Consider the following 26149-nt stretch of genomic DNA (forward strand, 5'->3'; position numbering starts at 1 on the left):
ATCGTCTCCGCATTATCTGACAAATTGGGGACTCCACTCTACGTTGGACTAGACACTTTCCTAAACGTCAAAAACAATAGCGTACCCTTTCAGAAAAGGCACGAAATTGCCAGACATTCAATTTCATCCGTCCCCAGGATCGGAGTCCGGCGACACGCCGTTGTTTTCGAGCATTGGAGCTCTTCTGCAATATCATGCAGCAATGAGTCCCGATCGTGCGGCGATTCTGGGGTCGACGGGAGCGGCCGTCAGCTATGCCGAACTCTGGACACTGACGTCTGACGTCATGCGCGATCTGCGCGGACTGGGTCTCGGCTCTGCCGACCGGCTCGCGGTCGTGCTGCCGCGCGGCCCTGAGAACGCGATGGTCCTGGTTGCCGTTGCTACAGCCGCGGTCTGCGTTCCCGTCAATCCAGATTTCACGGCCGACGAGCTGCTACGCTATTTCGCCGATCTCAGGCTTTCCGCCCTGGTGACGCGAGCGGATATGGCCTCCGTCAGCCGCGGCGTCGCGCACACGCTGGGGATTCCGGTCATTGACATTGCGCCGGCGGGCCGTGTCGGTTTTGTATTGTCCGGGCGTCCGATCCGGGCCGCGATGGCGGCGGGTGCGGCTGCGGCCGAGGATGACGCTTTCATTTTGTTGACATCGGGCACGGCTTCGCGGCCGAAACTGGTTCCGTTGACCCACGACAACATCTGTCGTTCGGCCTATAATGCAGGAGCGGTGTTGCGGCTGACAGGCGAGGATCGCCTGCTCAATGTGCTGCCTTTGTTCCATGCGCATGGCCTGATCTCGGGCGTGCTGACCGCGCTGAGCGCCGGATCGAGCGTGATCTGCACGCCTGGCTTCGATCCGCAAAGCTTCCTTGCTTGCCTGCGCGCGCTGAAGCCGAGCTGGTACACGGCGGTGCCGGCGATCCACCGGGCGCTGCTCTCTGCGGCCGAGCGCGAGCCGGAATCCGTTCGGGATTGTTCACTGCGCGTCATCCGCTCGGCATCATCCTCGCTGGCACCGGCGGTCCTGGAGGGATTGGAGGCGCTGTTCGGTGTGCCTGTCGTCGAGACCTACGGCATGACCGAGGGCGCATCACAGATCGCGGCCAATCCGCTGGAGCTGCGCAAGGTCGGGTCGGTCGGACGATCTGCCGGTCCGGAAATTGCGATCATGGATGAGCAGGGCCGGACGCTTCCGGCGGGGCAGCGCGGCGAGATCATGCTGCGCGGACCGACAATGACGCGCGGATATTGCGATGATCCTGCCGCGACCGCCGCCGCGTTTCGCGATGGCTGGTTCAGGACCGGCGATCTCGGCTATCTCGATGCGGACGGATATCTCTTCATCGTTGGCCGGATCAAGGAGATCATCAATCGCGGCGGGCAGAAGGTCTCACCGGAAGAGGTCGAGCAGGCTCTGCTCCGTCACCCCGCGGTTCTGGAAGTTGCCGCTTTCGCCATGCCGCATGCGCGGCTTGGTGAGGCGGTCGCCGCGGCGATCGTGCCGAAGCCAGGTGCAACGGTCGATGCGGACCAGTTGCGGCAGTTCGCTGGTACGCAACTCGCCGGATATAAAGTGCCAAGCGTGATCCATTTTGCGGCGGCGCTGCCGAAAGGGGCGAGCGGCAAGCTCAAGCGGAGTGTCCTGGCAGGGACATTTGCGGCGCCGGCTCCGGCCGCGCGCCTAGTGGGCTCTGCGACACCGCGGACGAAGGAGGAGACGCAACTCGCCGCCATCTGGGCCGGCCTGCTCGAATGCGGCGAGCTCGGCGTCGATCAGGATGTGTTTGCGCTCGGTGCCGACTCCATTCTGGTGACGCAATTCCTGTCGCGCGTACGCGACCAGCTCCGGGCCAGTCTTTCATTTCAGGATGTGTTCGACGCGCGGACCGTGGCCGCGCTCGCGACGCGCCTGCGGACGGGCGGGCGAGGGCGCGATGTTGCCGCGCCCCGCTGGCGCGTGCCAGTCCGCGATGAGGCCGCAGCACCGCTATCCTTCCAGCAGCAGCGAATCCGCTTTCTGAGCAATCTCGATCCGACCGGCTGCCACTATAACGTCGTGGAAGCGGTGCGGCTCAAAGGTCCACTCGACTGTGCGGCGCTTCAGGCCAGCATCGCCGACATCAGCGCGCGCCATGAGACGCTGCGCAGCACGTTCTCCGAGCGGCGCGGTCGCCCGGTTCAGATCGTGCAGCCTGCGCCGGCACAGCTGCAGCACGTCGACTGCGGTGGCACCTCGCTGGCCGACCGCGACGGCGTGCTGCACAACGACGTGTTGCACATCATGCGACGGCGCGTCGATCTTGCGCAGGAGCCGCCATTTCAAGCCTGGCTGTTTCGTTTCGATGAGAACGATCACGGGCTGGTGGTCGGCATCCATCATGTGGCAACCGACGGCTGGTCCCAGCGTCTGTTCTGGGACGAGCTCAGAGCGTACTACGCGTCCCGTCGCGGTCTTACGTCTGAGAATGGTCTCGCGTCCGAAAATCTTGCGCCGCCTGCGATTCAATATCGCCAGTTCGTTGCCTGGCAGCAGAGCTGGCTGCGCACGCGCGCGGCCAAGCAGCAGCTGGCCTATTGGCATGCGCAGCTTGACGGCATGACGATGTTGCCGCTGCGGACCGATCGTCCGCGCCCCGCGCAGTCGAGCGGGCAGGGCGCCCGCCATCATCTGATTGTCCCGCAAGCTTTGTCGGAGCGGATCCGCGCGTTCTGCCGTGAGCAGGGTGTGACGCCGTTCATGACATTGCTCGCCGCCTTCCAGTGCCTTCTCTATCGCCTCACCGGTCATGTGGATGTGGCCGTCGGCTCCCTGATCGCCAACCGCAACCAGGTCGAGATCGAGCGGTTGATCGGCATGTTCGCCAACACGATCGTGCTGCGAACCGACCTGTCGGGCGATCCAAGCTTCCGTGAGCTGCTCACCCGTGTGCGCGGGGTCACGATCGACGCCTACCGCAACCAGGATCTGCCGATCGAGGAGGTGCTGCGGACCTCGTCGCGGTTGCGGAGCCAGGATGCGGCGCCGCTGTTTCGCGTCATGTTCATTCTGCAGAATGCCACGACCACCGCGCCGACGTTGCCCGGCCTGTCGGTCGAACTCCTCGATGTCGATCCCGGCATTTCGCGCTTCGATCTGACGCTCGAGCTCAACGATGCCGGGGAAACCTATTCGGGCTTTCTCGAATACAGCACCGATCTGTTCGAAGCCGACACGATCGCGCGGATGGCTGCGCAGCTCGACACACTGCTTCAGGCCATTCTCGACGCTCCCGGTGCGCCGATCGCGCAGCTGCAGATGCTACCTGCATCGGAGCGATGTGAAGTCCTGGAGCGCACGGCGGGGCCACGGATCGATCTCGCAGCCCAAAGCGATCCGCCGGCGCGCCTCGCGGCTCAGGCCGCGCACCATCCGGAGGCCTTCGCACTGTCGGACGGTCGGCGGCAGCTCAGCTATCGCGAGCTCGAGGCAGCGAGCATCGCGATAGCCGATCGGCTCGCCAGCGAAGGCATTGGGCCGGACGTGGTGGTCGCCCTATGGAGCGCGCGCACGCTGAACCTGATTGCAGCGATGCTGGGTGTGCACCGCGCCGGCGCGGCTTTCCTCTGTCTCGATCCTGCGCAGCCCGCGGCGCGTCTTGCGCATATGCTCAAGGATAGCGGCGTAGCCTTCATCCTGGCGTCGCGCGACGAGGCCGCGGCGCTGCAGCCTGTGATGGATCAACTTGCCATCGCGGCCCGGCCATGCGTTGCGGCCATCGAGGACTTGGCCGCGAGGCCGCCGTCGGATCGCGCTCCGCTGCCGAGCCGTGCGATGGCCAGTCTTGCCTACGTCATCTACACCTCGGGCTCGTCTGGCCAGCCGAAAGGGACCTTGATCGAGCGGCGCGGGCTCGCAAACCATTTGGGATCGCTGATCGCGGCGTTTGGCCTGGAGTCTGGTGACGTGATCGCGCAGACCGCGCCACAGAGTTTCGTCATCGCGGTGTGGCAATGCTTGGCCGGGCTGATGGCCGGCGCCCGCGTTCATGTCTGCGCCACCGAGGTGATGAGGGATCCCGCTCTGCTCGCGCAGGAGGTCGAGGCGCAGGGCATCACCGTGCTCCAGATCGTGCCGTCGTTGCTTCGCGCACTGCTCGAGCGAGCCGAGGAGCAGGCGGTGGCGCGCGCGCTGTCCGGCCTGCGCATCGTGATCGCGACGGGCGAGCCGCTCACCGCCGATCTTTGCCGCAGCTGGTTTGCGCGCTTTCCCAAGATTCCGCTGGTGAATGCCTACGGCGCCTCGGAATGCTCCGACGATGTCACCTTGCATCGCATGATGTCTGCGCCGGAGCCCGGCGGCGCCGTGCCGATCGGCCGGCCGCTGCCGAACACGCAGCTCTACGTGCTGGACGGGCAATTTCAGCCCGTGCCGATCGGCGTGATCGGAGAAATCTGTGTCGGCGGTGCCGGTGTCGCCCGCGGCTATCTCAATGATCCCGTGCGGACGGCAGAACGCTTCATGCCGGATCCGTTCTCGGGCGATTCCGGTGCGCGGCTCTACCGCACCGGCGATCTCGGCCGCCAGCGGGCGGACGGCACCTTCGAATGCCTCGGTCGCATCGATCGCCAAGTGAAGATCCTCGGTCAGAGGATCGAGCTGCAGGAGGTCGAGCAGGTCCTGCTCGACCATCCGCTGGTGCGTCAGGCGATCGTCGAGCCGCATGGCGGAGCGGACCGCGACGTCAGGCTGATCGCGCACATCGTGGCCGCTTCTGAAAGCCGCTTGACCGCGAGCGAGCTGCGCAGCTTCGTCAAGGTGAAGCTGCCTGGCTACATGATTCCGGCGGCTTTCCTGTTTCTCGATTCCATGCCGCTGAATGCCCATGGCAAGCTGGATCGCGCGGCGTTGCGGGCGCGGCCGATCGCAGATGTCCCGGAAGGCCCGGCGCCGATTGCGCCGCGTCACGCGACCGAGAAGCTCGTTTGCGAGATCTGGGCCGAGCTGCTCAAGCGGCGCAGCGTCAGTGCGACCGACAATTTCTTCGAGCTCGGCGGGCATTCTTTGCTGGCCGGCCAGGTCATGGCTCGGATCGCCGGCGCCTTGCAGCTGTCGCTCCCGATGAAGGTCCTGTTCGAGGCGCCGACTGTGACGGCGTTTGCGCAGCGGATCGATCAGGCTCGCGCCGAGAAGGGCCAGTCGCCGACACTGCCCACTCGGTCATTCCCAGAGGATTTGGGGCCGCAGATATCGATGGCGCAGGCGCAGATGATCAGAATGGAGCGCGCGCTTCCGGGCTTGCCGCAGTTCAACCTGCCGTTCGCGTTTCGGCTTCGCGGGCGGATGGACGTCGACGCGCTCGCGCGCGGTCTCGCCGAGGTGGTGCGCCGTCACGATGCCCTGCGCACCGGCTTCGGTTGGAGCGACGACGAGCCTCAGGCCACACTCATGGCTGCCGATCAGGTGCGGGGACTGCTGTCCGTGGAGGATCTCGCCGATGGCTCGGCAGAGGCAGACGACACTGCGAGTCAGCGGCTGCGGCTGAACGCCGCCAAGCTGATGGCACAGCAGGAGGCCTGGACCCCATTCGCCGTCGGCCAGGCGCCGCTGCTGCGCGCGCGGCTGTTGCGGCTCGGAGCCGATGATCATGTGCTGCTGTTGACCTTCCATCACGCGGTCGTCGATGGCTGGTCGATCGGACTCGTGCTGGAGGAGATCACGCAGGCCTATTTGTCGGTGCCGGCGCATGAGCCGCGCGTCCCGCTGGCGCCGGCCTTCGCCGATCTCGCCCGGCAGCAGCGTGCATGGTGCGCAAGCCGTGAGGCCGCCGCGCAGCTACGCGAATGGCGCGAGGCGCTGCGCGGCGCAACGCCGATGTTCGGCCGCGACAAGGGCGGCGCCGCGGCGCGGCCTGGCGCGCGCACGAGCCATGAAGCCGTCCAGCTGACGCGGAGCCTGATCAAACCGCTGGAGGCGTTCGCCAGAACACAGAACGGGACGCTTTTCATGGGCCTGTTGACCGCGCTCAATGCATTGCTCCTGATGCGGACCGGGCGGCAGGACATCTGCATCGCCACCTCCATGGCCAATCGTGTGCAGCCAGGGGCGGAGCGCGTGGTCGGTCCGCTGGAAAACACGGTGATCATCCGTACCCGGCTCACGCCCGAACTGTCGTTTGCAGCGGCGTTCGGTCGGGTGCGCCACGCCGTGCTCGATGCCCATGCCGGGCAGGAGTTGCCGTTCCAAGTTCTGGCCGAGCGCCTGGCGGAAGAGGAGGGCATCGATCCCGCGGGGTTGATCCAGGTCTATTGCACCTTGCAAAATCCGCTGCGGCAACCGCTGAAACTTGCTGATGTCGCGGTGAAGCCGTTCGGGGATATTTTCCGCGAAGGCCAGCCGGTGCTACCCGTCAATCAGACTTGGCTCAGTCTGATGCTCAAGGAGCGGCCGTCGGGCATCACGGGGACGCTTGGCTACAAGGCCGATCTGTTCGAGGCCGGCACGATGGTGCAGTGGGTCGCGGATTTCTGCGCCATCCTCGAGAATGCAGCGGCGGGACCCCAGACGTCATTGGCACGCTTGCTCGCCCGCCGGGCGGCATGACCGGTTCGTGAAGACGAACCGGGACGCGCGCCTGTGAGTCCCGCGCAATCGATCTTGATTGTTCGCTTGCGTCGGGCAAGAGTGCGCGCCGTTGCAACCGGCAACCACGAGCCGAAGGAAAGAGGTTACTATGGGCTTTGTCAAATATATTGATTTCAGTGCCCTGTCCGACGAGGAACGGGAAGCCTTGCAGAAATTGTTGGAAGCTCAAAAAGAGGACCTGATGGACGCTCTGAAGAACGCCAATCAGGGCCTGGCCGCCCTGAAGAAGGGGGCCAAGAAGGGCGGCAAGAAGGCCAAGTCCAAGAAGAAGAAATAAGCCTGGGTCGCGCGGGCGTTTCATGCGTCAACGCGCTGATCCGGGGCCGCTAGTGTCCTGAGTCCGAAGTTCGCTTCAGTTGCTCAGCGATCTCGCAAGCGAACTTCGGAATCAAAGGACACTGGAAGTTCTTTCTTCTGGCGCCGTTTGGTTCCGAAATTCGGTTGACGCGCCTGAACCGTGATACTGAAGCAGATTTTCGAACCGTCCCACTGGATCGCGCTCATCACTTTTCCGAAATTCGTGACTTCGGACGTTCGCAAGACAGCGTCTTGTCGCCATACATGCGAACGCTAAGTTACGAATGTCATAGAAGGTGCTGGCGCGAGGGCCCATGGCTAAAAGGACGGTTGAACAGACGCGGACTGAACTAGCTGGGACTGAGCCAAGTTGGACTGAACAGACGTCCAGCGCGCAGGCCAGGGCTTTCGATCTTCTCATCCGCGGCGGCACGGTCATCGACGGCACCAAGGCGCCGCGCTTCGCGGCAGATGTCGGCATCTGCGACGGACGGATTGCCGCCATCGGCGATCTCGCTGGCAAGCCGGCGGCGCGGACGATTGAGGCTGACGGTAAGATCGTCGCTCCGGGCTTCATCGACTCCCATACCCATGATGACGGCGCGGTGCTGCTCGACCCGCAGATGGTCTGCAAGATCTCGCAGGGCGTGACCACGGTCGTCACCGGCAATTGCGGTGTCAGCATTGCGCCACTCAAGCCGGGGACGTCCCGACCGATGCCGCTAGGCTTGCTCGCCTCCGGCGACGGCCGGAACACCGAGTTCGCCACCTTTGCCGAATACATCAGTGCGCTGCGCGCCACGCCGGCCTCGGTCAACGTGGCGCCGATGGCAGGACACACGGCGCTGCGCGCCTCCGTCATGAGCGATCTCGATCGCGCGGCCACGGATGCAGAAATCGCCGAGATGCGCACACTCGTGCAGGAGGCGCTGGATGCAGGCGCCTTGGGCGTCTCGACCGGGACCTATTATCCGCCCGCGGAAGCCGCGCCGACTGATGAGATCATCGAGGTCTGCCGTCCTTTGACCGGAACAGGCGCGGTGTATGCGACGCATATGCGCAACGAGGCGGACCGCTGTGCCGAGTCGCTCGAAGAGAGCTTTGCCATCGGCCGGGCGCTCGACGTGGCGGTCGTGATCTCGCATCACAAGCTGGCCGGGCCGGCGAATTTCGGCAAGTCCAAGTTCACGCTGCCCATGCTCCGCGGCGCCATGCAATGCCAATGCGTCGCGCTGGACTGCTATCCCTACAATGCTTCATCGACGATGCTGCACACTGATCCCGCCAAGTTGCAGGTGAAGGTGGTCGTTGCCGCCTCGAAGCCACATCCCGAAATGGCCGGGCGCGATCTTGCCGACATCGCCGTCGAATGGGGCGTCGATCGGCTGGAGGCCGCGAAGCGGCTGCAGCCGGCCTCGGCGATCTACTTCTCGATGGATGAAGCCGACGTGCAGAACATCCTGGCGTTCGAGCCGACCATGATCGGCTCCGACGGCCTGCCGTTCGGCGAACGGCCGCATCCGCGGCTGTGGGGTACGTTCCCGCGCGTGCTCGGTTATTACTGCCGCGAGCTCGAGCTGTTCCCGCTGGAGACCGCGGTCTGGAAGATGAGCGGACTGACCGCGAAGAATTTCGGGATCAAGCAGCGCGGCACGATCGCGATCGGCAACCACGCCGATCTCACCATCTTCGATGCCGCGACCGTCCGTGACACCGCGACCTATGACGCGCCCTGCGTGCCGGCGGCCGGCATCGAGGCAGTGATCGTCAACGGCGCCCTGACCTGGTGGCAGGGCGCGCACCAGGGCGCCACCGCCGGGCAGGTGATCACCCGCGCCGCGCCGGGAAGCTCCGCGTCTCTTTAGCGGCTGCGACGAACTCAGCGCGGCGGCGCCGTCGAGCCACGCACGATCAGGCTCGGCGGCAGCACGATGTGCATGCGCTTGGCGGCGGGATCTGCAATGCGTGCAAGCAACAGCTTTGCCGCGGCTTCGCCCATCTCGCGCTGCGCGATGCGCACCGTGGTCAGCGGCGGCGCGACCATATCGACAAAGGGCATGTCGTTATGCCCGACCACCGAGATGTCGCGCGGGCACTCAAGCCCGCGCGCGGCGAGCGCGTCATAGACACCGAGCGCCAACAGGTCGTTGGCCGCGACGATCGCGGTCGGCCGCGTCTTGCGGTCGAGCAGTTGCAGCGCTGCCCGGCGTCCGGCCTCACGCGTATAGGTCTCGGCTGTTTCGATCATGATGCCTGGCGATGGCAGCCCCGCATCCTTCGCTGCCGCTTCGAACCCGGCCCGGCGTTGGGCGCCGGTCGAGACGCTCGAGGGTCCTGCGATGTGGGCGATGCGCCGATGACCGAGACCAACAAGATGTTCGACTGCGAGCCGCATGCCGGTTTCGTCGTCGCTCGCAGCCGACGGCAGCCGCGCGCCGGCATCGACGCGATTGACCAGGACGACCGGGAGCGCCGCATCCAGACAATGTCTCACGATTGCGTCGCGCAAGCCGACCGTGCCAAGCACGAGCCCGTCGACCCCGCGCGCGATCAATCGGTCGACGAACTCCTGCTGCGAGCCATCAGTGCCGATGTCGACGACGATCGTCGCATAGCCGCTCGCATTGAGCTGCTCGGCGATGCCGGAGAGGATCGGTGGAAAACCGGGGTCGGCGATGTCAGGCGCCAGTACCCCGATCAGCCCGCTGCGGCCGGTGCGCAGGCCTTGCGCCGCCGTGTTCAGCCGATAGCCGAGCGCATTGGCGGCGGCGTGGATGCGCCGCGCGACCTCATCCGCGACGAGATGCTTCATGGCAGGACTGAGGGCGCGCGACACCGTCGACGGGTGCACGCCGCAGCGTTCGGCGATGTCCTTGATGGTCGGCCGCGATGTGCCGGCATGTGCTGCGCGCCTTCGTGCCGATGTCACCGGGTTCCGTTTCATATGCGTGTCTTCATGTCGCAACGCAGCGACGTTTGTCTCGCCCGTCGCCTTGACAGGCTTCGGCCACCTGCAATAAACCCCGTGTTGCAATCGATTGCAAGCCGGAGATCCGCACATGGCCGCCAACGCGCTCAAGCCGCATCTCGTCAGCCCCGAACATCTCGATCCGCATTGGCGCTGGGGTCGTGCGATTCCCTCGCACGGTCACGTCTCGGTGGATTTCGAGCGTCGCGTCGATTTCGACCGGCTGCGCCGCTACCGGCTGGCGCGGGCGCGGGCGGCGCTGAAGGCCTCCGGCTGCGGCGCGCTCTTGCTGTTTGACGTCAACAACATCCGTTACGTCTCCGGCACCAAGATCGGCGAATGGGAGCGCGATAAGCTCTGCCGCTTTGCGCTGCTGGCAGGCGACGGCGAGCCGATCGTGTGGGATTTCGGCTCGGCGGCCGTGCACCACCGCATCTATTGCGACTGGCTGGCTCCGGACAATTGCCGCGCTGGCATGCTCGGCATGCGCGGCACCGTGCCGCCCGCGGTCGGGTTGATGAAGGCGCACGCCGAAGAGGTGATGAGCCTGCTGCGCTCCGCCGGCGTCGCCGACATGCCGGTCGGCGTGGACCTCGCGGAGACCGCGATGTTCTTCGAGCTGCAGAAGGCCGGCATGAAGGTGGTCGACGGTCAGCAGGTGATGCTGGACGCGCGCGAGATCAAGAATATCGACGAGATCATGCTATTGAACCAGGCTGCCGCCATGGTCGACGGCGTCTATCATTCGATCTACGAGCATCTGAAACCCGGCGTGCGCGAGAACGACATCGTCGCGCTCGCCAACAAGATGCTCTATGAGATGGGTTCCGACGACGTCGAGGCGATCAACGCCATCTCGGGCGAGCGCTGCAATCCGCATCCGCACAATTTCACCGATCGCATCCTGCGCCCCGGCGACCAGGCCTTCTTCGACATCCTGCAATCCTATCAGGGCTACCGCACCTGCTATTACCGCACCTTCAATGTCGGCCGCGCCACGCCGGTGCAGCACGACGCCTATAAGCGCTGCCGCGAATGGCTCGACAACGCGATCGCGCTGATCAAGCCGGGGGTCTCGACCGACACGGTCGCAAAGGTCTGGCCCAAGGCGGAGGAGTTCGGCTTCCCTTCGGAGATGGCCGCGTTCGGCCTGCAATTCGGCCATGGCCTGGGGCTTGCGCTGCACGAGCGTCCGATCATCTCGCGGCTGGTCTCGCTGGAAAACCCGATGGAGATCAAGACCGGCATGGTGTTTGCGCTGGAGACCTATTGCCCCGCGGCCGACGGCTACTCCGCGGCGCGCATCGAGGAGGAGGTCGTGGTCACCGACAAGGGTTGCCAGGTGATCACGCTGTTCCCGGCGGAAGAGCTGCCGATCGCCAACCGCTACTGAGCCTATAACATAACGGAGAGTCAGATGACGGCGACGCACACGCTCGGCTGGATCGGCATGGGCCGTATGGGCTTTCCGATGGCCGAACGGCTGTTGAAGGCCGGTCACAAGGTGTCGATCTGGAACCGCACCCGCGCCAAGGCCGAGCCACTGGCCGCCAAGGGGGGTGTCATCGTCGATCGGCCGAGCGATCTTGCCGGATGCGACATCGTGTTCTCGATGGTCTCGACCGGCAAGGATCTCGAGCAGGTCTATTTCGGCGAGCACGGCCTGGTCGCGGCGAGCTCCGGCGCGCTCCCGAAGATCCTGGTCGACTGCTCCTCGATTGGCGTCGAGCAATCGGAGGCCATCGCAGCAAGGCTGAAGGCGCTTGGTTGCGAGTTCGTGCGCGCGCCGGTCTCGGGCAACGGCAAATGCGTCAAGGCCGGCAAGCTGTCCTCGGTGGTGTCGGGGTCGAAGGCAGCGTTCGATCAGATCGAGCCGTATCTCGCCAAGATCGCGGCCTCGGGCGTCTCGTATGTGGGTGAAGGCGAGCTCGCGCGCATCTGCAAGATCGCCCACAACGTCTTCCTCGGCGTCGTGATCCAGAACCTCGCCGAGATCACCATTCTTGCACAGAAGGCCGGCGTGCCGCGCCACGCCTTTCTCGACTTCATGAATGCGAGCGTGATGGGCTCGGTGTTCACGAAGTACAAGAGCAATGCGCTGGTCAATCTCGACTGGACCACCACCTTCACGCCGACGCTGCTGCGCAAGGATCTCGATCTCGGTCTCGCGGCGGCGCGTCAGCTCGACGTCGCAATGCCGGTGACGGCGGCGACCCGCGAGGCGCTGCAGGCCCATGTCGGTGCAGCCAGCCTGCAGCCTGATCCCGCCGGTTATCTGGACAAGGATTTCGCGGCGCTGCTGGAGACCGTGGCGCTTGCCGCGGGGATCAAGCTGAGCTCCGAAAACGTGCCGATGCCGACGGGGCTGGAGACGGAGGGATAGTCGAGATCTATCCGCTCGCCAATGTCCGCCAGCGCGTGTCGCGCGCCGATGGGCGGCGATGCAGCCGCGCGTCCAGCACGATGCGTGCCTGGGCGAGTTCGCCGCTGCGGATCAGCGCCAGGATGTAGGTATCCTCGATCACCTCGCGCTGGGCGTGGCTGCCGCCGATCCTGGCGAGATCGCCGATGACGGGCTTGAGCTGGTCGACGCAGTCGCGCCAATTGCTGTCGGCGAACGCACGTAGGGCGCGTACCATGTGCGGAACGATGCGACCGGCCGGGAGCTTGCCCTCGGCCAGCCGCCGCTCCACCGCCGCGAGGCGTCCCTTGAGTGCGGCCTTGTCATGGACAGCCGCAGCGACCATCACCAGATGCATCTCGGCGAAGGCCAGGCTCGAGCCCGTGAAGCGGTGGTTCGCATAGGCTGCTACGTCGGTCCAGGCGTTGGGCGGCACGGGGTAGCCCTCAGCGACGAGCCGCCACAGCAGCGAGGCGCAGTCGGAGAGTGCGTTGAGCGGCGGCGCCGATTCCATCGTCGGCCGCAGCACATCGGTGTACACCGCAAACGCCTGCGCGGCATCGCCCCGGTCGAGCGCACCGAGCGCCTGGTGCCAGCGGATGTGGCCGTGCAGCATGCCGCTTCGATCGTAGTCGCCGATCCAGTCGGTTACGAGCGCGTCGGCCTCATCGACCGAGCCATCCTCGAACATCGCATGCAACAGCGCGTGCACCGCGTAGGCGTTGTGCCGGCGCAGCGCAAAGGCACGTGTGGTGATATCGCGTCCCTTCGCCAATTCGCCGGCCTCGGTCAGCGCCCAGCCGTGGTTCGACATGAACCACCAGTCCTCGCCATAGGCGGCAGCAAATCTGTCGCACAGCTCGCGCCGGGCGGCGTCATGGTCGGCACGGCCGGAGAAGGCCAGCAGCCCGAACGCTCCCAGCGGCAGCGCCATCACCATCGCGTCGCGCGGCCAGCTCTCAAGATGCGACAGCGTCGCGGTCAACGCCTCAGCGCTGCGGCCTTCGATGGCGAGCGAGAGCGTCGCGACATGGCTCTGCTCACGTGCGGTACCGCGCCGTTTGACCAGCTCGCGCGCGCGCCCGATCGTCTGCAGGGCAGGCTCGCGCTGCTGATAGATGGCGTGGATACGAGCACGCGCGGCATGCGCCAGCGCGAGATCGGGATCGCGGGCGATGGCGCGTTCGAACGCCTCCACGGCGCCCGGCCAGAACGCCAGCAGCAGATCGACGCCGTCGCGATAGGCCTGCGCCGCCTCCGGCGAGTCGGTCGATAATGGTAGTCCGTACCGGTCCTGCTCCACGGCACTCACCCCACAAGCGGCCGGCGGCCCTCGATCGGATAGGCCGGATCGTTGTAGCCGGGTGTCGAGGCATGGCCGGTCGTGACGAGGCGGTCGATCAGCGCCTCGTCATCGGCGGCAAAGGGATAGTCGAGCGCGCGGATGTAGTCGTCCCATTGGGGCTCGGTGCGGGGGCCGGCAATCACCGAGCTCACGAAGGAGGAATTCAGCACCCAGGCCACCGCGAATTGCCCGGCGGTGAAGCCCTTGGCTTCGGCGTGATGCTTGATCTCCTGCGCGAGCCGCAACGATTCCGGCCGCCACTCGGTCTGCATCATCCTGGCGTCGTTGCGTCCGGCGCGGCTGTCCTTGTCGGGCGCTGCATCGGGACTGTATTTGCCGGTGAGCACGCCACGCGCCAGCGGGCTGTAAGGCACCACGCCCAGGCCATAATAGCCGCACGCCGGCAGATGCTCGACCTCGGGCATCCGGTTCATCGCATTGTAATAGGGCTGGCTGACCACCGGACGGTCGATGCCGATGTCATCGCAGATGTTGCAGATCTCGGCGACGCGCCAGGCGCGATAATTGGACACCCCGAAATAGCGGATCTTGCCGGCCCGCATGAGGTCGCCGATGGCGCGCACGGTTTCCTCGAGTGGCGTCGCATGGTCTTCCTTGTGCAGGTAGTAGATGTCGATGTGATCGGTGCCGAGCCGCTCCAGACTCTTATCAGCGGCCTGCAGCACCCAGCGCCGCGATAGCCCGGCGCGGTTCGGATCATCGCCCATCGGGTTGGCGAGCTTGGTGGCGAGAATCCAGCTGTCGCGATGGTGCGCGATGGCGCGTCCGACCACCTGCTCGGATAGGCCCTTGTTGTAGGCGTCCGCGGTGTCGATGAAGTTGATGCCGGCCTCATGCGCTTTGGCAATGATGCGCGCCGAAATCGCCTCGTCGGTCGGACCACCGAACATCATCGTGCCCAGGCAGATCGGCGATACTTTCAGGCCGCTGCGGCCGAGCTGGCGATAATTCATGGGATGCCTCGTGATGGGTGGACGCTGAATTTCATGGTGTCATTCCGGGCAAGGACCGAGCCCGGAATCTCGAGGTTCCGGGTTCGATGCTTCGCATCGCCCCGGAACGACGTTGTAGCTCATTCGCTCTTCAAGATCTTGAACACGCCTGATGCCATTGCGATCACGCGGTTCTCGACCTTCACCTCGGTCGTGATGAAGATCAGGCTCCGCGTCGTGCGCACCACATGCGGCCGAGAGACCAGGGTCTCGCCGATCTTGCCGGCCTCGACGAAATGGGTGTCGAACTGGACTGTGGCCATATGCGGCTTGCCCGAGACGTGGCGGGCGGTCATGCCGCAGCTCCGGTCGGCCAGCGTCATGATCACGCCGCCTTGCACCAGGCCGCGGCGATTGTGATGCTTGTCCTCGGCGACCAGCGCATATTCGTTGACCCCGTCGACCTGGCGTTGCCACAGCGGGCCGATCAGGTGCAGGAAGCCCGAGGTGTCGACGATCTCCCAGCCGTCGGACGTCATCCTGGTCGCGACTTTCTGAGCCATTGGCGGCAGTTCCCTCCACATCCGACTTGCGGCGACGGAACTCATCACCGGCCGGCTTTGCAGCGTCAAGCCGTCACGGGGTGCTGACCGGCCTCGGCCTGGAAGTCGCCGCGGTTTTGGCTACAACCAAGCCATGCATCACCATCCGATTCGCACCACCCTGAGGTTCGTTGCAGGTGTCCTCTCGCTTGCAGGGCCGATGCTTGCAGCTGAGCCGGCCGTGCGGGCACCGAGGGCCGTCGCGGCGATGGCGCAAGCCGCTTCACCGGAGGCGATCGCCGAGTATCGTCGCAAGCTCGCGGAATACCAGGAGGCGCGCGCCGCATTCGAACAGCAGGCCGGCGCCTATTGGAAGCTGATCGCCGATAAGCGCCGCACCCGCAACGCCAAGCGGCGCGACCGCCAGCCGATCATGCTCGACGACTACGTCCTGGAGCAGCCGCCGGTTTACGATGGACCGAAGCGACCAGTGAATCCGGAACCCGAGCCGGAGGGGCCGCCGCGCGAGGGCAAATATATTCCGGTTGTCGCCGATCTCCTGAAAGCGGCACGGGAGCAATTCCAATGGCAGCCGCAGCAGCCCGCCAACGACATCGATTTCAAACGCACCTATGCTCGCTTCGCCGCGGCGAGCGGCCTGACGCGTGAGCAGGCGGTGCGGGTCTACGCGTTCGAGACCGGCGGCAATGGCAGGCACGATTCGCAATCCGGCTTTCGCGGCAACCGCGCGATCTCGACCGCGATCGGCTACAACCAGCTGCTCACCACCAACACCGTCGAGCTGTTGGCCGAGCAGGGACCGCTATTCGTGCGGCTGCTGGGTGAGCGCGTCACCCAGACCAACGGGCCGGCGCGAGCGGTGTTGGAACAGAAGCTGTCGGTGCTGAAGAAGATGGTCGCGGTCGCGCGCTCGGTACCGGACGACTGGTCGGCCCATGAGAAGATCGGCGATACCGAGCAGGGCTGGGCCATGCATGCGATGGTGCTCGACATCGATGTCGGCCCGATGCTGCAGACCCATAAGCTGCTCACCTCGGTGCTGTTCGCCCGCGCCAAGGGCTATGCGCGTCCGCTCACCGCGGCCGAGCTGGAGATGATGAACCTGACCGGCGATGGCACCGGCTTCGACATGGTCACGATGCCGCAGCCGATGCGCGAGCAGGTGCCGACCTCGAACTTCTTCCAGCGTTCAGGCTACGAGCGCAATCCCGTCGCTGTCCGGCACAACACCGTGGCGAAGCTGCTGGCGGTCACCGATTCCAGGATGGACTCGCTGAGCGGACTTCCGGGGTCCAAGGACTTGGCTGCGGCATTCTAGGCGGACTTGTCGACCGAGCGGCCGCAACACGCGCGATGGTCCTCTCCCCGAAGGGAGAGAGTGGGGCACCGCAACCGAACGATACGCTGCGCCAGCAGTAGAGATCTATTCGTCCGCGCCGAATGAGAAGCTGCCGTCGCCTTCTAGATAGGGGCCGCTTCGCATATAGAGCTGGCCGTTCTCGCCAAGGAAGAAAATGGTGCCCTTCGGCACCTTCCTGGCGCCTTTGAATAGCATGTTGGCGTTCTTGGTCCCCATCTTGTAGGCGAGCGTCTTGCCATCCTTGCCATAGGCGTAAGCCATGTCCGGCTTGAGCTCCCACGGCGTGGGTGCGGCCGGCGCGGCGAAGGCCGCTGTCGCCGCGATACCGGCCAGGACACCAAACAGGCCGGTCGTCACAAATGCTTTGAAAATTGGGGTCGTCATCTCATCCTCCCACGGCCGGTCGGGCCGCCGCCATTTCGAACAAATCACGAACATTATCGCCTCGCCAATGTAAGGCCAGTGGTTCGCCAGTAGTCCGGATTGTCACACCACCAAACGCGATTCATTTTACGATTTTTCGTTCCCGATCTCGCGACTATGTTGGCGCCATGGTCTAGAAATGAACCGCAAAGAAGATGCATGTAGGGGATGATTCGCATGAACCTCGTCACGAAGATCGGCTCTGGTTTCGCGTTGTTGCTGGTGACGCTGGTTTCCGCCGTGCACGCCGACGAGTTCAAGCTCTCCAACAATCAGCGGATTGCCTGCAGCCGCGGCCTGTCCCCCGGAAAGCTCAACACCGCCACGTGCAAATCCTACACCTACCTCTTCAACGTCAAGACCTCGGAATATTTTCGCTGCCAGATCTCGCTGTCGCTGACGCGCGACAACAAGGAGGTCATCAACGTTCAGGCCGACGGCGGCTGCGCCAAGAAGCCGCGCGTGTTCGATACCGATTCCAACTATGAATTCGATGCCACCGAGACCGAGCCCGCGAACACCAATTCCTTCTTCGGCAGTGGGGGCTACTCGATCTGGGCTGCCGACACCACCCAGCAGAAGGTACGCGGCTGCATCACTATCTCCTCCGGGTTGGGGTCGGACATCTCCAAATGTCTCGACATGACCTTCCAGTGAGGTGCTGCCAGTAAGGTCCCGCCAGCAAGGTCTTGCCAGTATGGCTCCGGTGTTGAGCATGGCCGTCATGCGTTGAGGGCTCGCCGTACCCCGTCGTTCTCTCGAATCGGTTGACCGGATCGGCACATCCGGCCAATTTGCCTGCAAAAATCAGTGCAAGCAGGTGAGGAAGCGATGGATCGTCTCAAGGGCAAGGTCGCCATGGTCGTCGGCGCCGGCTCGATCGGGCCGGGCTGGGGCAATGGCAAGGCGACTGCAGTGACCTTTGCGCGGCATGGTGCGCAGGTGTTCTGCGTCGACCGCAACAGGGATGCTGCGCAGGAAACGGTCGGCATCATTGAGGGCGAAGGGGGCCGCGCCACCGCCTTTACCGCTGACGTCGCGCGTGGTGAGGAGATCGTCACCATGGTGCGGGCCTGCCTCGAACGTTACGGCCGCATCGATGTGCTCGACAATAATGTCGGCATCGCCGAGACCGGCAGCGTGGTCGATTTCGAAGAGGCGGAATGGGACCGCGTCTTCGCGGTCAACCTGAAGAGCGCTTACCTCGCCATGAAGCACGTCGTGCCCGTGATGATCGGCCAGGGCGGGGGCTCGATCATCAATATTTCGTCCGTTGCCTCGATCCGCCATATCGGCATTTCCTACGTCAGCTATGGTGCCAGCAAGGCGGCGATGAACCAGATGACGCGCACCTCGGCGGTAGAATTCGCGCCCCAACATGTGCGGGTGAATGCGATCCTGCCGGGTTTGATGAAGACGCCGATGGTCGAGCATTCCGCCGGCCTGGCGGCGGGCTACGCCAACGGTGATGTCGAGGAGATGTGGAAGAAGCGCGACGCCCAGGTGCCGATGGGACACATGGGCGATGCCTTCGATGTCGCCAACGCCGCGTTGTATCTCGCTTCGGATGAATCGCGCTACGTCACCGGCATCACGCTGGTGGTCGATGGCGGGCTGAGCTGCCGGAGTTGATTGTCGCAAGCTTTGGGCCGTCATCCCGCGAAGCCGCCCTCGTCGAGATAGCGCTGCTCTTCCGCCGTCATGACACGGCCGAGAATGCGGTTGCGGTGAGGAAAACGGCCGAAGCGCCTGATGATGTTGCAGTGGCGCTCGGCGGCCCGCGCCGGTCGTTCGCCGAGTGGACGAAACAGCGCCACGGCGCGCTCCTGGTCGGCGAGATCCTCGGAGTGACATAGCGGCATATAGAGGAAGCTCCGGAGCGCGGGACTGAGTTGCCGGTCATGGCCGGCTTCAATGGCGCGTTTGGCGAGCATGAGTGCCAGAGGATCGCTCTCGTACATGCGCGGGGTGGCGCGGAATGAATTGCGCGGGAACTGGTCGAGCAGGATCAGGAGCGCCAGCGCACCGTTCGGCGTCGCCGACCAACAATCGAGCCGGCCTGCTCTTGCGAGCTCATAGGCATGCAGGAATGTCTCACGGAAGCGAGCGTCGAAATCGGCATCCTTGGTGAACCACCTCTCCATGCCTGCCTCCTGCCAGAAGGAGACGACGTCATCGGGCTTGACCGGCCGCATCCCTGCATCGCGAAGAGGCTCACGACCGGCGTGATGTTCGAGCTCGACGAAGCCTTCGCGGCTCATGGCTCCGACGCCGGTTGGTCGATTGACGCGCATCATGACATCCCATCGCAAGGTGTCGCACGCGACGAGTGCGTTGATTGGACACCAATTGCGCGGATCAAGGTTCGCAGACTAACGACGAGATGAGTAGAAATTTTCGGGAGGTGCGCGTCACGTTGCTATCATCTCTCCGCGCGCATCTCTCGCGATCAGGTGAGCCGGTGCACTTGTTTGTTGCGGACGTAACGCTGGATGCGTGGATATTTCAGACGTGTTACGTCATGCGTTACGATGACATCTTCCGCCTGCTAGCCCTCGGCGCTGAGCTCGGCGCGATCGAGCTCTTCCTCGATCTGGTGGAAAGCGTCGTCGCCGATTTCCTCGGAATTCCGCAAGCCGAGGACGGCGTTGCGGGCGGCGCGGATGGCGCGACGCCGCAGCGGATCGGCTGGTAGTTCGGTCGCGGCGATGCCGCCGTCGGGGCTCCCATCCGCCTGCATCAGGAGCTCGCGATATTCGTGCCGCAACAGATCCGCCGCCTCCGATGGATCGCCGTCGATCTCCTCGAGCGCGGCGCGGAACGCCACGCCGCGGGCGCGTGCGACTTCGAGCGCAACGGGATTGTCATCCTGCAACCGGAGCATCAAGATCAGCGGTCGCAGGGTCAGGCCCTGAAGCACCAGCGTTCCCAGCACGGCCGAACACGCCGTCAGCAGGATGAGCTCGCGATAGGGAAAGCCCTCCGGGAGAGCAAAGGCTGATGCCAATGTGACGATTCCCCGCATGCCGCACCAGCCCACGACAATGCCGCCTTTGAGCGTCGGGCCGCCTGTGGCCAAGCTTTGCCGCAGCAGTCCTTTTGCCGTCAGGAGGCGCATGATGAGGCCATACACGGCGACCCATAGGATGCGCACGACGATGATGACGGCGAGCACGCAGCCGGCAACCTCGGCATAATGCAGCCGCACGGCGTCATCGAGCTGGATCCAGATCGGGCGGAGCTGCATGCCGATCAGCATGAAAGCGAGCACGTTGAGCATGAAGACCGCGGTCTCCCAGACAGCATAGGACGGCACCCGCAGCCGTGCCGGGGTGCGCGCCGGCGCGGTGCGGGCGAGCGTGACGGCATAGACCACGGTGGTCAGGATGGCGGAGAGCCCCAATCGTTCGGCCGCGATCCAGATGGTGAACGTGCCGGCAAATTGCAGAATGATCGCGGTTGGCGCATCGTTCACCCGAGGGGTTAGACGAAGCCAGAGCTTGGCTGCGACATAGCCGGCGATCGGACTTCCCGCCAGGCTGAGCGCGACCGAAGGAGCGATCTCGCGCCAAGCGAGATGCGTCATCGCCGCCGCGCCGACCGCGGTGCGGTAGATCAACAGTGCGCTGGCATCGTTGAGCAGGCTCTCGCCCTCCAGCACCTTGAGCAGGCGATAGGGCAGCTTGACCTGGCGAAGAATGGCGACGGCTGCGGCCGCGTCGGGTGGCGCAACGATCGCGCCGAGTGCGACCGCCGCAGACCAAGGCATATCGGGCACCAGCCTGCGGGCCACAATCGCCACTGCAATTGTGGTCACGGCCACCGCGATGACGACCAGCGTCGAGACGGGAAGCCAGTTGTTGCGGAGGTCGCGCAGCGAGGTGTCGTAGCCGGCATCGAGCAGCACCGGCGCGACGAACAGGGCCAGTGTCAGTTCAGGGTCGAGTGTCCAGGACGGGACGGCCGGCACGAATGCGAGCATCACGCCCGCGATTGCGAGGAAGGTCGGATAGGGGACCTTGACCTTTCGCGCCAGCGCCGAAAGCACAACCGCGCCGAGCAGCAGGCCGATGATCCATTCGAGTGTCGTCAAGCGAGGGGTCCTGCGCTACGATGGATGGGTGCCTGCGAGTGTAGCATCCAAAATCCGCCGATATCAGCGCCGCAAAATTGTTCCTCAGACTGGTTGTGAATGGACTGACTTGTATTCTCGGATGCTTGATGCATAGACCTTTCAATGCCGTGGCTACCCGTTTTCTTCATGTGACGGTGAGTGCCATTGCGCTGTTGCTCGCGGCCGAAGCGCATGCCGTCGGTGCGGCCGATCCGGCCAAGGAGCCGCCAGCCGATCCCGCAGCCTGTCTGGCAGCGTCCAGGGCCAATGACGCGGACAAGGTGCTGCGTGAATGCAGCGTGCTGATCGATGATCCCAAAGCGATCAGGACCGACCGTATCAATGCGCTGATCGCCCGCGCATCCGTCCTGATCAGCAGAGGGCAGCCCGATCGGGCCATCGCCGACTACGACGTCGTGCTGCAGCTCGATCCCACGCTCGCGGACATCTTCAACGCGCGCGGCGAGCTGCAGCGCCAGCGCGGCGACCGGCCGAAAGCGCTTGCCGATTTCGCCGCCGCGCTCAAGCTCAACCCCGCTCATGTCAGCGCACGCAGCAACTACCGTTCGCTGGCCGCGGAGATCGAGCGTCTCGGCGCCCAGATGGCGGTTGCGGGCAGGCCGAGCTTCAATTGCGCCACGGCCCGTCGGTTGGTCGAGAAGGCCATCTGTGCCGACCCCGAATTGGCCGATCTCGACCGCGAAATCACCGTCTCCCAGGACTGGGCGATCCGCGAGGCCTCGAAACTGGGTTCCCGCGAGGTCAGGCTGCGCCAGCGCGAGCAGGAGGATTATCTCGCCCGACGCAATGCTGAATTCGGCCGTCCCGGCTACGATCTGAAAAAAACCATGCGGGACCGGCTGCATCAGCTGCAGGGAGCCGGCGGACACTGACCGGGGCCGCCGGTCGCGCGCCATCTTTCCGGCTTGAATTGCGCCAGCTTCACGGGACAATGCCGCCAAATCGTCTTTGGAATTGATCCGGATCATGGCCGGAAAGCCGGCGCCGATCCAGGTCGATAAGGACAAAAGACATGCGGGAGGTGGACCATGAATATCCAGGGACAGAGCCGGTATCACGAGGTTCATGCCCGGTCGCTGCAGGACCCTGAAGGGTTCTGGGGCGAGGCTGCGCGCGCGATCGATTGGATCGAGCCGGCAAAGAGAATTTTTGATCCCACGATCGGCGCTTACGGCCGATGGTTTGCGGGCGCCGTCGTCAACACCTGCTACAACGCGCTCGACCGCCACGTCGCCGGTGGCCGTGGCAGTCAGGTGGCGCTGATCCACGATTCGCCGCTGACCAACACGATCACGACCTTCACCTATGCCGAGATGCTCAAGGAGGTCGAGACGCTGGCCGCCATCATGCAGGATTTCGGGGTCACCAAGGGTGACCGCGTCATCCTGTATATGCCGATGGTGCCGGAGGCGATGACGGCGATGCTGGCCTGCGCACGCATCGGCGCGGTCCACTCCGTCGTGTTCGGCGGCTTCGCGGCCAAGGAGCTTGCCACCCGGATCGACGATGCGACCCCGAAGCTGATTCTCTCGGCAAGCTGCGGCATCGAGCCTGGCCGCATCGTGCATTACAAGCCGCTGCTCGACGAGGCCATCAGGCTTGCGACCGCCAAGCCCGAAGCCTGCATCGTGCTGCAGCGGCCGCAGCACGTCTGCGAGCTCACCCCGGGACGCGACTACGATTGGAACGCGTTGCGCAAATCCGCGCTCGTCAACGGCAAGCGCGCGTCTTGCGTGCCGGTGCTCGCCACCGATCCGCTGTACATCCTCTACACCTCGGGCACGACCGGTAAGCCGAAGGGCGTGGTGCGCGACAATGGCGGGCATCTGGTCGCGCTGAAATGGTCGATGGAATATCTCTATGGCATCAAGCCGGGCGAGGTCTGGTGGTGTGGCTCCGATATCGGCTGGGTGGTCGGCCACAGCTACATCATCTACGGACCTCTGCTCCATGGCGCGACCTCGGTCATGTATGAGGGCAAGCCGGTCGGCACGCCCGACGCCGGCGCGTTCTGGCGGGTCATCAGCCAGCACAAGGCGGTGGCGCTGTTCACCGCGCCGACCGCGTTTCGTGCCATCCGCAAGGAAGACCCGGACGGCAAGCTGCTGCGCCAATACGACCTGTCGCAATTCCGCACGCTGTTTCTGGCGGGCGAGCGCGCCGATCCGCCGACGGTGGAATGGGCGGAGCAGCAGCTCAAGGTGCCGGTGATCGATCATTGGTGGCAGACCGAGACCGGCTGGTGCATTGCCGGCAATCCGGTCGGCCTCGGGCTCTTGCCGGTCAAGCACGGCTCGCCGACGGTGCCGATGCCGGGCTATCAGGTCGATGTGGTGGACGAGGCCGCCAAGCCTGTGCCGATCAACACGATGGGCTCGATCGTGATCAAGCTGCCGATGCCGCCGGGCTGCCTGCCGACCCTGTGGCAGCAGGAGGACCGCTTCAAGGAGTCTTATCTCAGCGAATTTCCGGGCTACTACAAGACCTCGGATGCCGGCTACAAGGACGAGGATGGTTATGTCTTCGTGATGGGCCGCACCGACGACATCATCAATGTCGCCGGGCATCGGCTCTCGACCGGCGGCATGGAGGAGATCCTCGCCTCGCACGCCGATGTTGCCGAATGTGCGGTGCTCGGCATCAAGGATGCGATCAAGGGCGAGGTGCCCTGCGGCTTCATCGTGCTCAAGGCCGGCGTGACGCGCAGTCCGTCCGAGATCGAGAAGGAGATCGTGGCGCTGGTGCGCGACAAGCTCGGGCCCGTCGCCGCCTTCAAGCTTGCGATCACCGTCGGCCGGCTGCCGAAGACGCGCTCGGGCAAGATCCTGCGCGGCACCATCAAGAAGATCGCCGATGGCGACGAATGGACCATGCCGGCCACCATCGAGGATCCCAAGGTGTTGGACGAGATCGGTGAGGCGCTGAAGGGGCGGGCATGAGGCGGCCTGGTCCGGGTCCGCGTTCGATGCGCGGGCCCGACACTGGCAAAATCCGAATTTTCGGCTAAACAGGGCGCCCATTCAGACCGAGAGTCCGATGCGCCCACTTCGCCTGCCTTTGATCCTCCCGATCTGCCTTGCCCTCTCGCTTGCCGCCTGCGCGACGCGCAACCAGGGGCCGGCCACGGCGATGGGCAATGACGACGATGATTCGGCCTGCCGCGCCGGCGGCACGGTGGCGCCCGGCTCGCCGGAATATGTCGCATGCCGCAAGGACCGCGACGTGCAGCGGCAGCGGGCGGAAGCGCGCGCCGACCGCAGACAGCGGGATCTCGGCGAGTTCATGCTCAACCATCCGGATCGGCCGTAAAAATACCGACCAGCGACTGAAATCTGTTGTCATGTTTCGTGACCTGACTGCCACAGTCGGGTGACAATGCCGCCACGTCGGCCACGATTTGATCGAGATCAAATCCGTCGGGTTCCCGTGTCTGCCACATCTGCACGCGTAACGCGCATCTGTCGCGCGCCGAAGGGTGGCTATGGGGACTTCAATGACGAAAATCCAGAAACTGACGTCGTCGCTGCTGGGGTTGGCAGTGGCGATCTGCGGAGCGGTGAGCTTCGCGCAAGCGGCCGATCTGCAGGCTGCGCCGGTCTACACGAAGGCGCCGGTGGTCGAGACGTGGAGCCCGTGGCAGATCCGCCTTCGCGCGCTCGGCGTGCTGCCGGATGCGGGCGGCAGCACGGTCAACGTGGTGGGCGTTCCGGCGCTGTCGTCGCCGAATTCCGGCCTCAAGATCGGCGACTCCGTCGTTCCCGAGCTCGACATCAGCTACTATTTCACCCCGAACATCGCGGCCGAACTGATCCTCGGTGTGACCCGGCACTCGATCAGCGGGACCGGGGCGCTCGCGGGCCTCAACATCGGCAAGACCACGCTGCTGCCGCCGACCTTGACCCTGCAATATCACTTCACCAATTTCGGTGCGTTCCAGCCCTATATCGGCGCCGGCGTGAACTACACGGTGATGTTCAACAATAGCGCGGCCAACCAGCTGACGCCCGGCGGCTTGGCCGTCACCAGCCTGCATGTCAGCAATGCGTGGGGTGGCGCGGTGCAGTTCGGCTTCGACTACATGATCGACCGGCACTGGGGCTTGAACTTCGACGTCAAGAAGCTGTGGCTGCGACCGGACTATTCGGCCACCGTCAACGGCGTCATCCCGGTCAACGGCACCGCCCATATCGATCCCTGGCTGATCGGCGGCGGCGTGACCTACCGCTTCTGAGTCGAACCGCTTCCAAAACAAAGGCGCCGGAGATCCTCCGGCGCCTTTTTTGTTTCTGCAGTGACGCGTTCGTTATGACGTGGCGCGGCTTGCCGCGCGCTTACTCCTCGTCCTCGGGCTTCTTGCCGCCGATCGTCTTCAGCTTGGCGAACACGGCATCCACGTTGAGATCGTCTTGATCGCGCTCGGCCGGCTCGAACTCGTCCTTGCGGGTGGTCTCGGAAGCCGGCAGCAGGGTGGCGCCGCTGTACTGGGCGTCGATCGGCCGCTCCTTGGCGGCGCGCTGCACCTCGAAATCCAGCTCGATCTGCGAGCACAGGCCGAGGGTGACCGGGTCCATCGGGGTCAGGGTCTGCGCGTTCCAATGGGTCCGGTCGCGGACGCTGGCGATCGTGCTTTTGGTGGTGCCGACCAGGCGCATGATCTGCGCGTCCTTCAGCTCCGGATGGTTGCGCAGCAGCCAGAGAATGGCGCTCGGCCGCTCGTGGCGGCGCGACACCGGCGTATAGCGCGGGCCCTTCCGCTTGCCCTGGGACGGCAGCACGACCTTGCTCTCCTGCAGCCTCAGGCGGTAATCCGGGTTGCGCTCGCCCTTTTCGATCTCCTCGCGGGTGAGCTGGCCCGTCGAGATCGGATCCATGCCCTTGATCCCCTGGGCGGCGTCCCCGTCGGCAATGGCGCGCACCTCGAGCGGGTGCATTTTGGTAAAATCAGCGACCTGGTCGAAGGTCAGCGCGGTATTGTCAACCAGCCACACGGCAGTTGCCTTTGGCATCAGCGGGGCGTTGCTCATGGCAAATCTCCTTTGTGCTCCGCCTCCTGCCTCGGAGGCGAAACCTGCGGTCATCGGG

Annotated in this window: 20 protein-coding genes; 12 read left to right on the plus strand and 8 right to left on the minus strand. The window is 64.7% G+C overall.

Translation table 11 applies throughout. The annotated features are described in order from the left end of the window. Window positions 1–160 precede the first annotated feature (160 nt). The 3 genes from ACQR1W_RS26180 (at window position 161) to ACQR1W_RS26190 (ending at window position 8784) form a co-directional block, all read left to right on the plus strand. Window positions 161–6580 (plus strand): amino acid adenylation domain-containing protein, encoded by a 6420-nt coding sequence (locus ACQR1W_RS26180; RefSeq protein WP_434853525.1) that lies wholly within the window; start codon window positions 161–163, stop codon window positions 6578–6580. 130 nt (window positions 6581–6710) lie between these two features. Next, window positions 6711–6899, plus strand: coding sequence for a hypothetical protein (locus ACQR1W_RS26185; RefSeq protein WP_008971421.1), 189 nt, complete (start codon window positions 6711–6713; stop codon window positions 6897–6899). A gap of 334 nt (window positions 6900–7233) precedes the next feature. Beyond that, on the plus strand, window positions 7234–8784 hold the full coding sequence (locus ACQR1W_RS26190; RefSeq protein ID WP_434853526.1) for an N-acyl-D-amino-acid deacylase family protein: 1551 nt from the start codon (window positions 7234–7236) through the stop codon (window positions 8782–8784). 14 nt (window positions 8785–8798) lie between these two features. Here ACQR1W_RS26190 and ACQR1W_RS26195 read toward each other — a convergent pair whose 3' ends face one another. Further along, window positions 8799–9863, minus strand: a complete 1065-nt coding sequence (locus ACQR1W_RS26195) for a LacI family DNA-binding transcriptional regulator (protein ID WP_434853527.1) — start codon at window positions 9861–9863, stop codon at window positions 8799–8801. A 115-nt stretch (window positions 9864–9978) separates the two neighbouring features. On the opposite strand from ACQR1W_RS26195, the gene ACQR1W_RS26200 reads away from it, so the two are divergent. Together ACQR1W_RS26200 and ACQR1W_RS26205 are read left to right on the plus strand one after the other, a co-directional pair. Beyond that, on the plus strand, window positions 9979–11280 hold the full coding sequence (locus ACQR1W_RS26200) for a M24 family metallopeptidase (RefSeq protein ID WP_434853528.1): 1302 nt from the start codon (window positions 9979–9981) through the stop codon (window positions 11278–11280). A gap of 24 nt (window positions 11281–11304) precedes the next feature. After that, on the plus strand, window positions 11305–12270 hold the full coding sequence (locus tag ACQR1W_RS26205) for an NAD(P)-dependent oxidoreductase (protein WP_434853529.1): 966 nt from the start codon (window positions 11305–11307) through the stop codon (window positions 12268–12270). 7 nt (window positions 12271–12277) lie between these two features. Here the strand turns inward: ACQR1W_RS26205 and ACQR1W_RS26210 are convergent, their stop codons facing one another. The 3 genes from ACQR1W_RS26210 to ACQR1W_RS26220 all read right to left on the minus strand — a co-directional run bounded on the left by ACQR1W_RS26210 (window position 12278) and on the right by ACQR1W_RS26220 (window position 15149). Then, window positions 12278–13591, minus strand: coding sequence for a tetratricopeptide repeat protein (locus ACQR1W_RS26210; protein WP_434853530.1), 1314 nt, complete (start codon window positions 13589–13591; stop codon window positions 12278–12280). Window positions 13592–13596: 5 nt separating this feature from the next. Then, window positions 13597–14607, minus strand: a complete 1011-nt coding sequence (locus ACQR1W_RS26215; protein ID WP_434853531.1) for an aldo/keto reductase — start codon at window positions 14605–14607, stop codon at window positions 13597–13599. Between the two features lie 119 nt (window positions 14608–14726). Further along, the gene (locus ACQR1W_RS26220; protein WP_434853532.1) at window positions 14727–15149 is read right to left on the minus strand and encodes a PaaI family thioesterase; all 423 of its coding nucleotides are present in this window, start codon (window positions 15147–15149) and stop codon (window positions 14727–14729) included. 133 nt (window positions 15150–15282) lie between these two features. Between ACQR1W_RS26220 and ACQR1W_RS26225 the strand changes: the two genes are divergently transcribed. Continuing rightward, complete coding sequence (locus tag ACQR1W_RS26225) at window positions 15283–16467, plus strand: hypothetical protein (RefSeq protein ID WP_434853533.1); 1185 nt, start codon at window positions 15283–15285, stop codon at window positions 16465–16467. Between the two features lie 105 nt (window positions 16468–16572). Here ACQR1W_RS26225 and ACQR1W_RS26230 read toward each other — a convergent pair whose 3' ends face one another. Continuing rightward, window positions 16573–16893, minus strand: a complete 321-nt coding sequence (locus ACQR1W_RS26230) for a hypothetical protein (protein ID WP_434853534.1) — start codon at window positions 16891–16893, stop codon at window positions 16573–16575. Window positions 16894–17109: 216 nt separating this feature from the next. Here ACQR1W_RS26230 and ACQR1W_RS26235 point away from each other — a divergent pair, with 216 nt between their 5' ends. Next, entirely contained in the window at window positions 17110–17589 is a 480-nt protein-coding gene (locus ACQR1W_RS26235) for a hypothetical protein (RefSeq protein ID WP_008971432.1), read from the plus strand. 174 nt (window positions 17590–17763) lie between these two features. Beyond that, entirely contained in the window at window positions 17764–18564 is an 801-nt protein-coding gene (locus ACQR1W_RS26240; protein ID WP_434853535.1) for an SDR family NAD(P)-dependent oxidoreductase, read from the plus strand. 20 nt (window positions 18565–18584) lie between these two features. On the opposite strand, the gene ACQR1W_RS26245 is transcribed toward ACQR1W_RS26240, so the two are convergent. Both ACQR1W_RS26245 and ACQR1W_RS26250 read right to left on the minus strand, forming a co-directional pair. Beyond that, window positions 18585–19127 carry a DUF924 family protein gene (locus ACQR1W_RS26245; RefSeq protein ID WP_434853735.1) on the minus strand — a complete coding sequence of 181 codons (543 nt, stop codon included), beginning with the start codon at window positions 19125–19127 and terminating at the stop codon, window positions 18585–18587. A 353-nt stretch (window positions 19128–19480) separates the two neighbouring features. Further along, the gene (locus tag ACQR1W_RS26250) at window positions 19481–21025 is read right to left on the minus strand and encodes a cation:proton antiporter (RefSeq protein ID WP_434853536.1); all 1545 of its coding nucleotides are present in this window, start codon (window positions 21023–21025) and stop codon (window positions 19481–19483) included. A gap of 128 nt (window positions 21026–21153) precedes the next feature. On the opposite strand from ACQR1W_RS26250, the gene ACQR1W_RS26255 reads away from it, so the two are divergent. The 4 genes from ACQR1W_RS26255 (at window position 21154) to ACQR1W_RS26270 (ending at window position 25298) form a co-directional block, all read left to right on the plus strand. Then, window positions 21154–21939: a hypothetical protein gene (locus ACQR1W_RS26255; protein ID WP_434853537.1), complete on the plus strand. Its 786-nt coding sequence runs from the start codon at window positions 21154–21156 to the stop codon at window positions 21937–21939. A 156-nt stretch (window positions 21940–22095) separates the two neighbouring features. Continuing rightward, the gene (locus ACQR1W_RS26260) at window positions 22096–24006 is read left to right on the plus strand and encodes a propionyl-CoA synthetase (RefSeq protein WP_434853538.1); all 1911 of its coding nucleotides are present in this window, start codon (window positions 22096–22098) and stop codon (window positions 24004–24006) included. Window positions 24007–24103: 97 nt separating this feature from the next. Next, window positions 24104–24376: a hypothetical protein gene (locus ACQR1W_RS26265; RefSeq protein ID WP_434853539.1), complete on the plus strand. Its 273-nt coding sequence runs from the start codon at window positions 24104–24106 to the stop codon at window positions 24374–24376. A gap of 184 nt (window positions 24377–24560) precedes the next feature. Next, window positions 24561–25298 (plus strand): OmpW/AlkL family protein, encoded by a 738-nt coding sequence (locus ACQR1W_RS26270; protein WP_008971151.1) that lies wholly within the window; start codon window positions 24561–24563, stop codon window positions 25296–25298. 100 nt (window positions 25299–25398) lie between these two features. Here ACQR1W_RS26270 and ACQR1W_RS26275 read toward each other — a convergent pair whose 3' ends face one another. Continuing rightward, the gene (locus ACQR1W_RS26275; RefSeq protein ID WP_434853540.1) at window positions 25399–26091 is read right to left on the minus strand and encodes a DUF1013 domain-containing protein; all 693 of its coding nucleotides are present in this window, start codon (window positions 26089–26091) and stop codon (window positions 25399–25401) included. Window positions 26092–26149 lie beyond the last annotated feature (58 nt).

Source organism: Bradyrhizobium sp. HKCCYLS1011 (assembly GCF_051167795.1).
Taxonomy (GTDB): Bacteria; Pseudomonadota; Alphaproteobacteria; order Rhizobiales; family Xanthobacteraceae; genus Bradyrhizobium.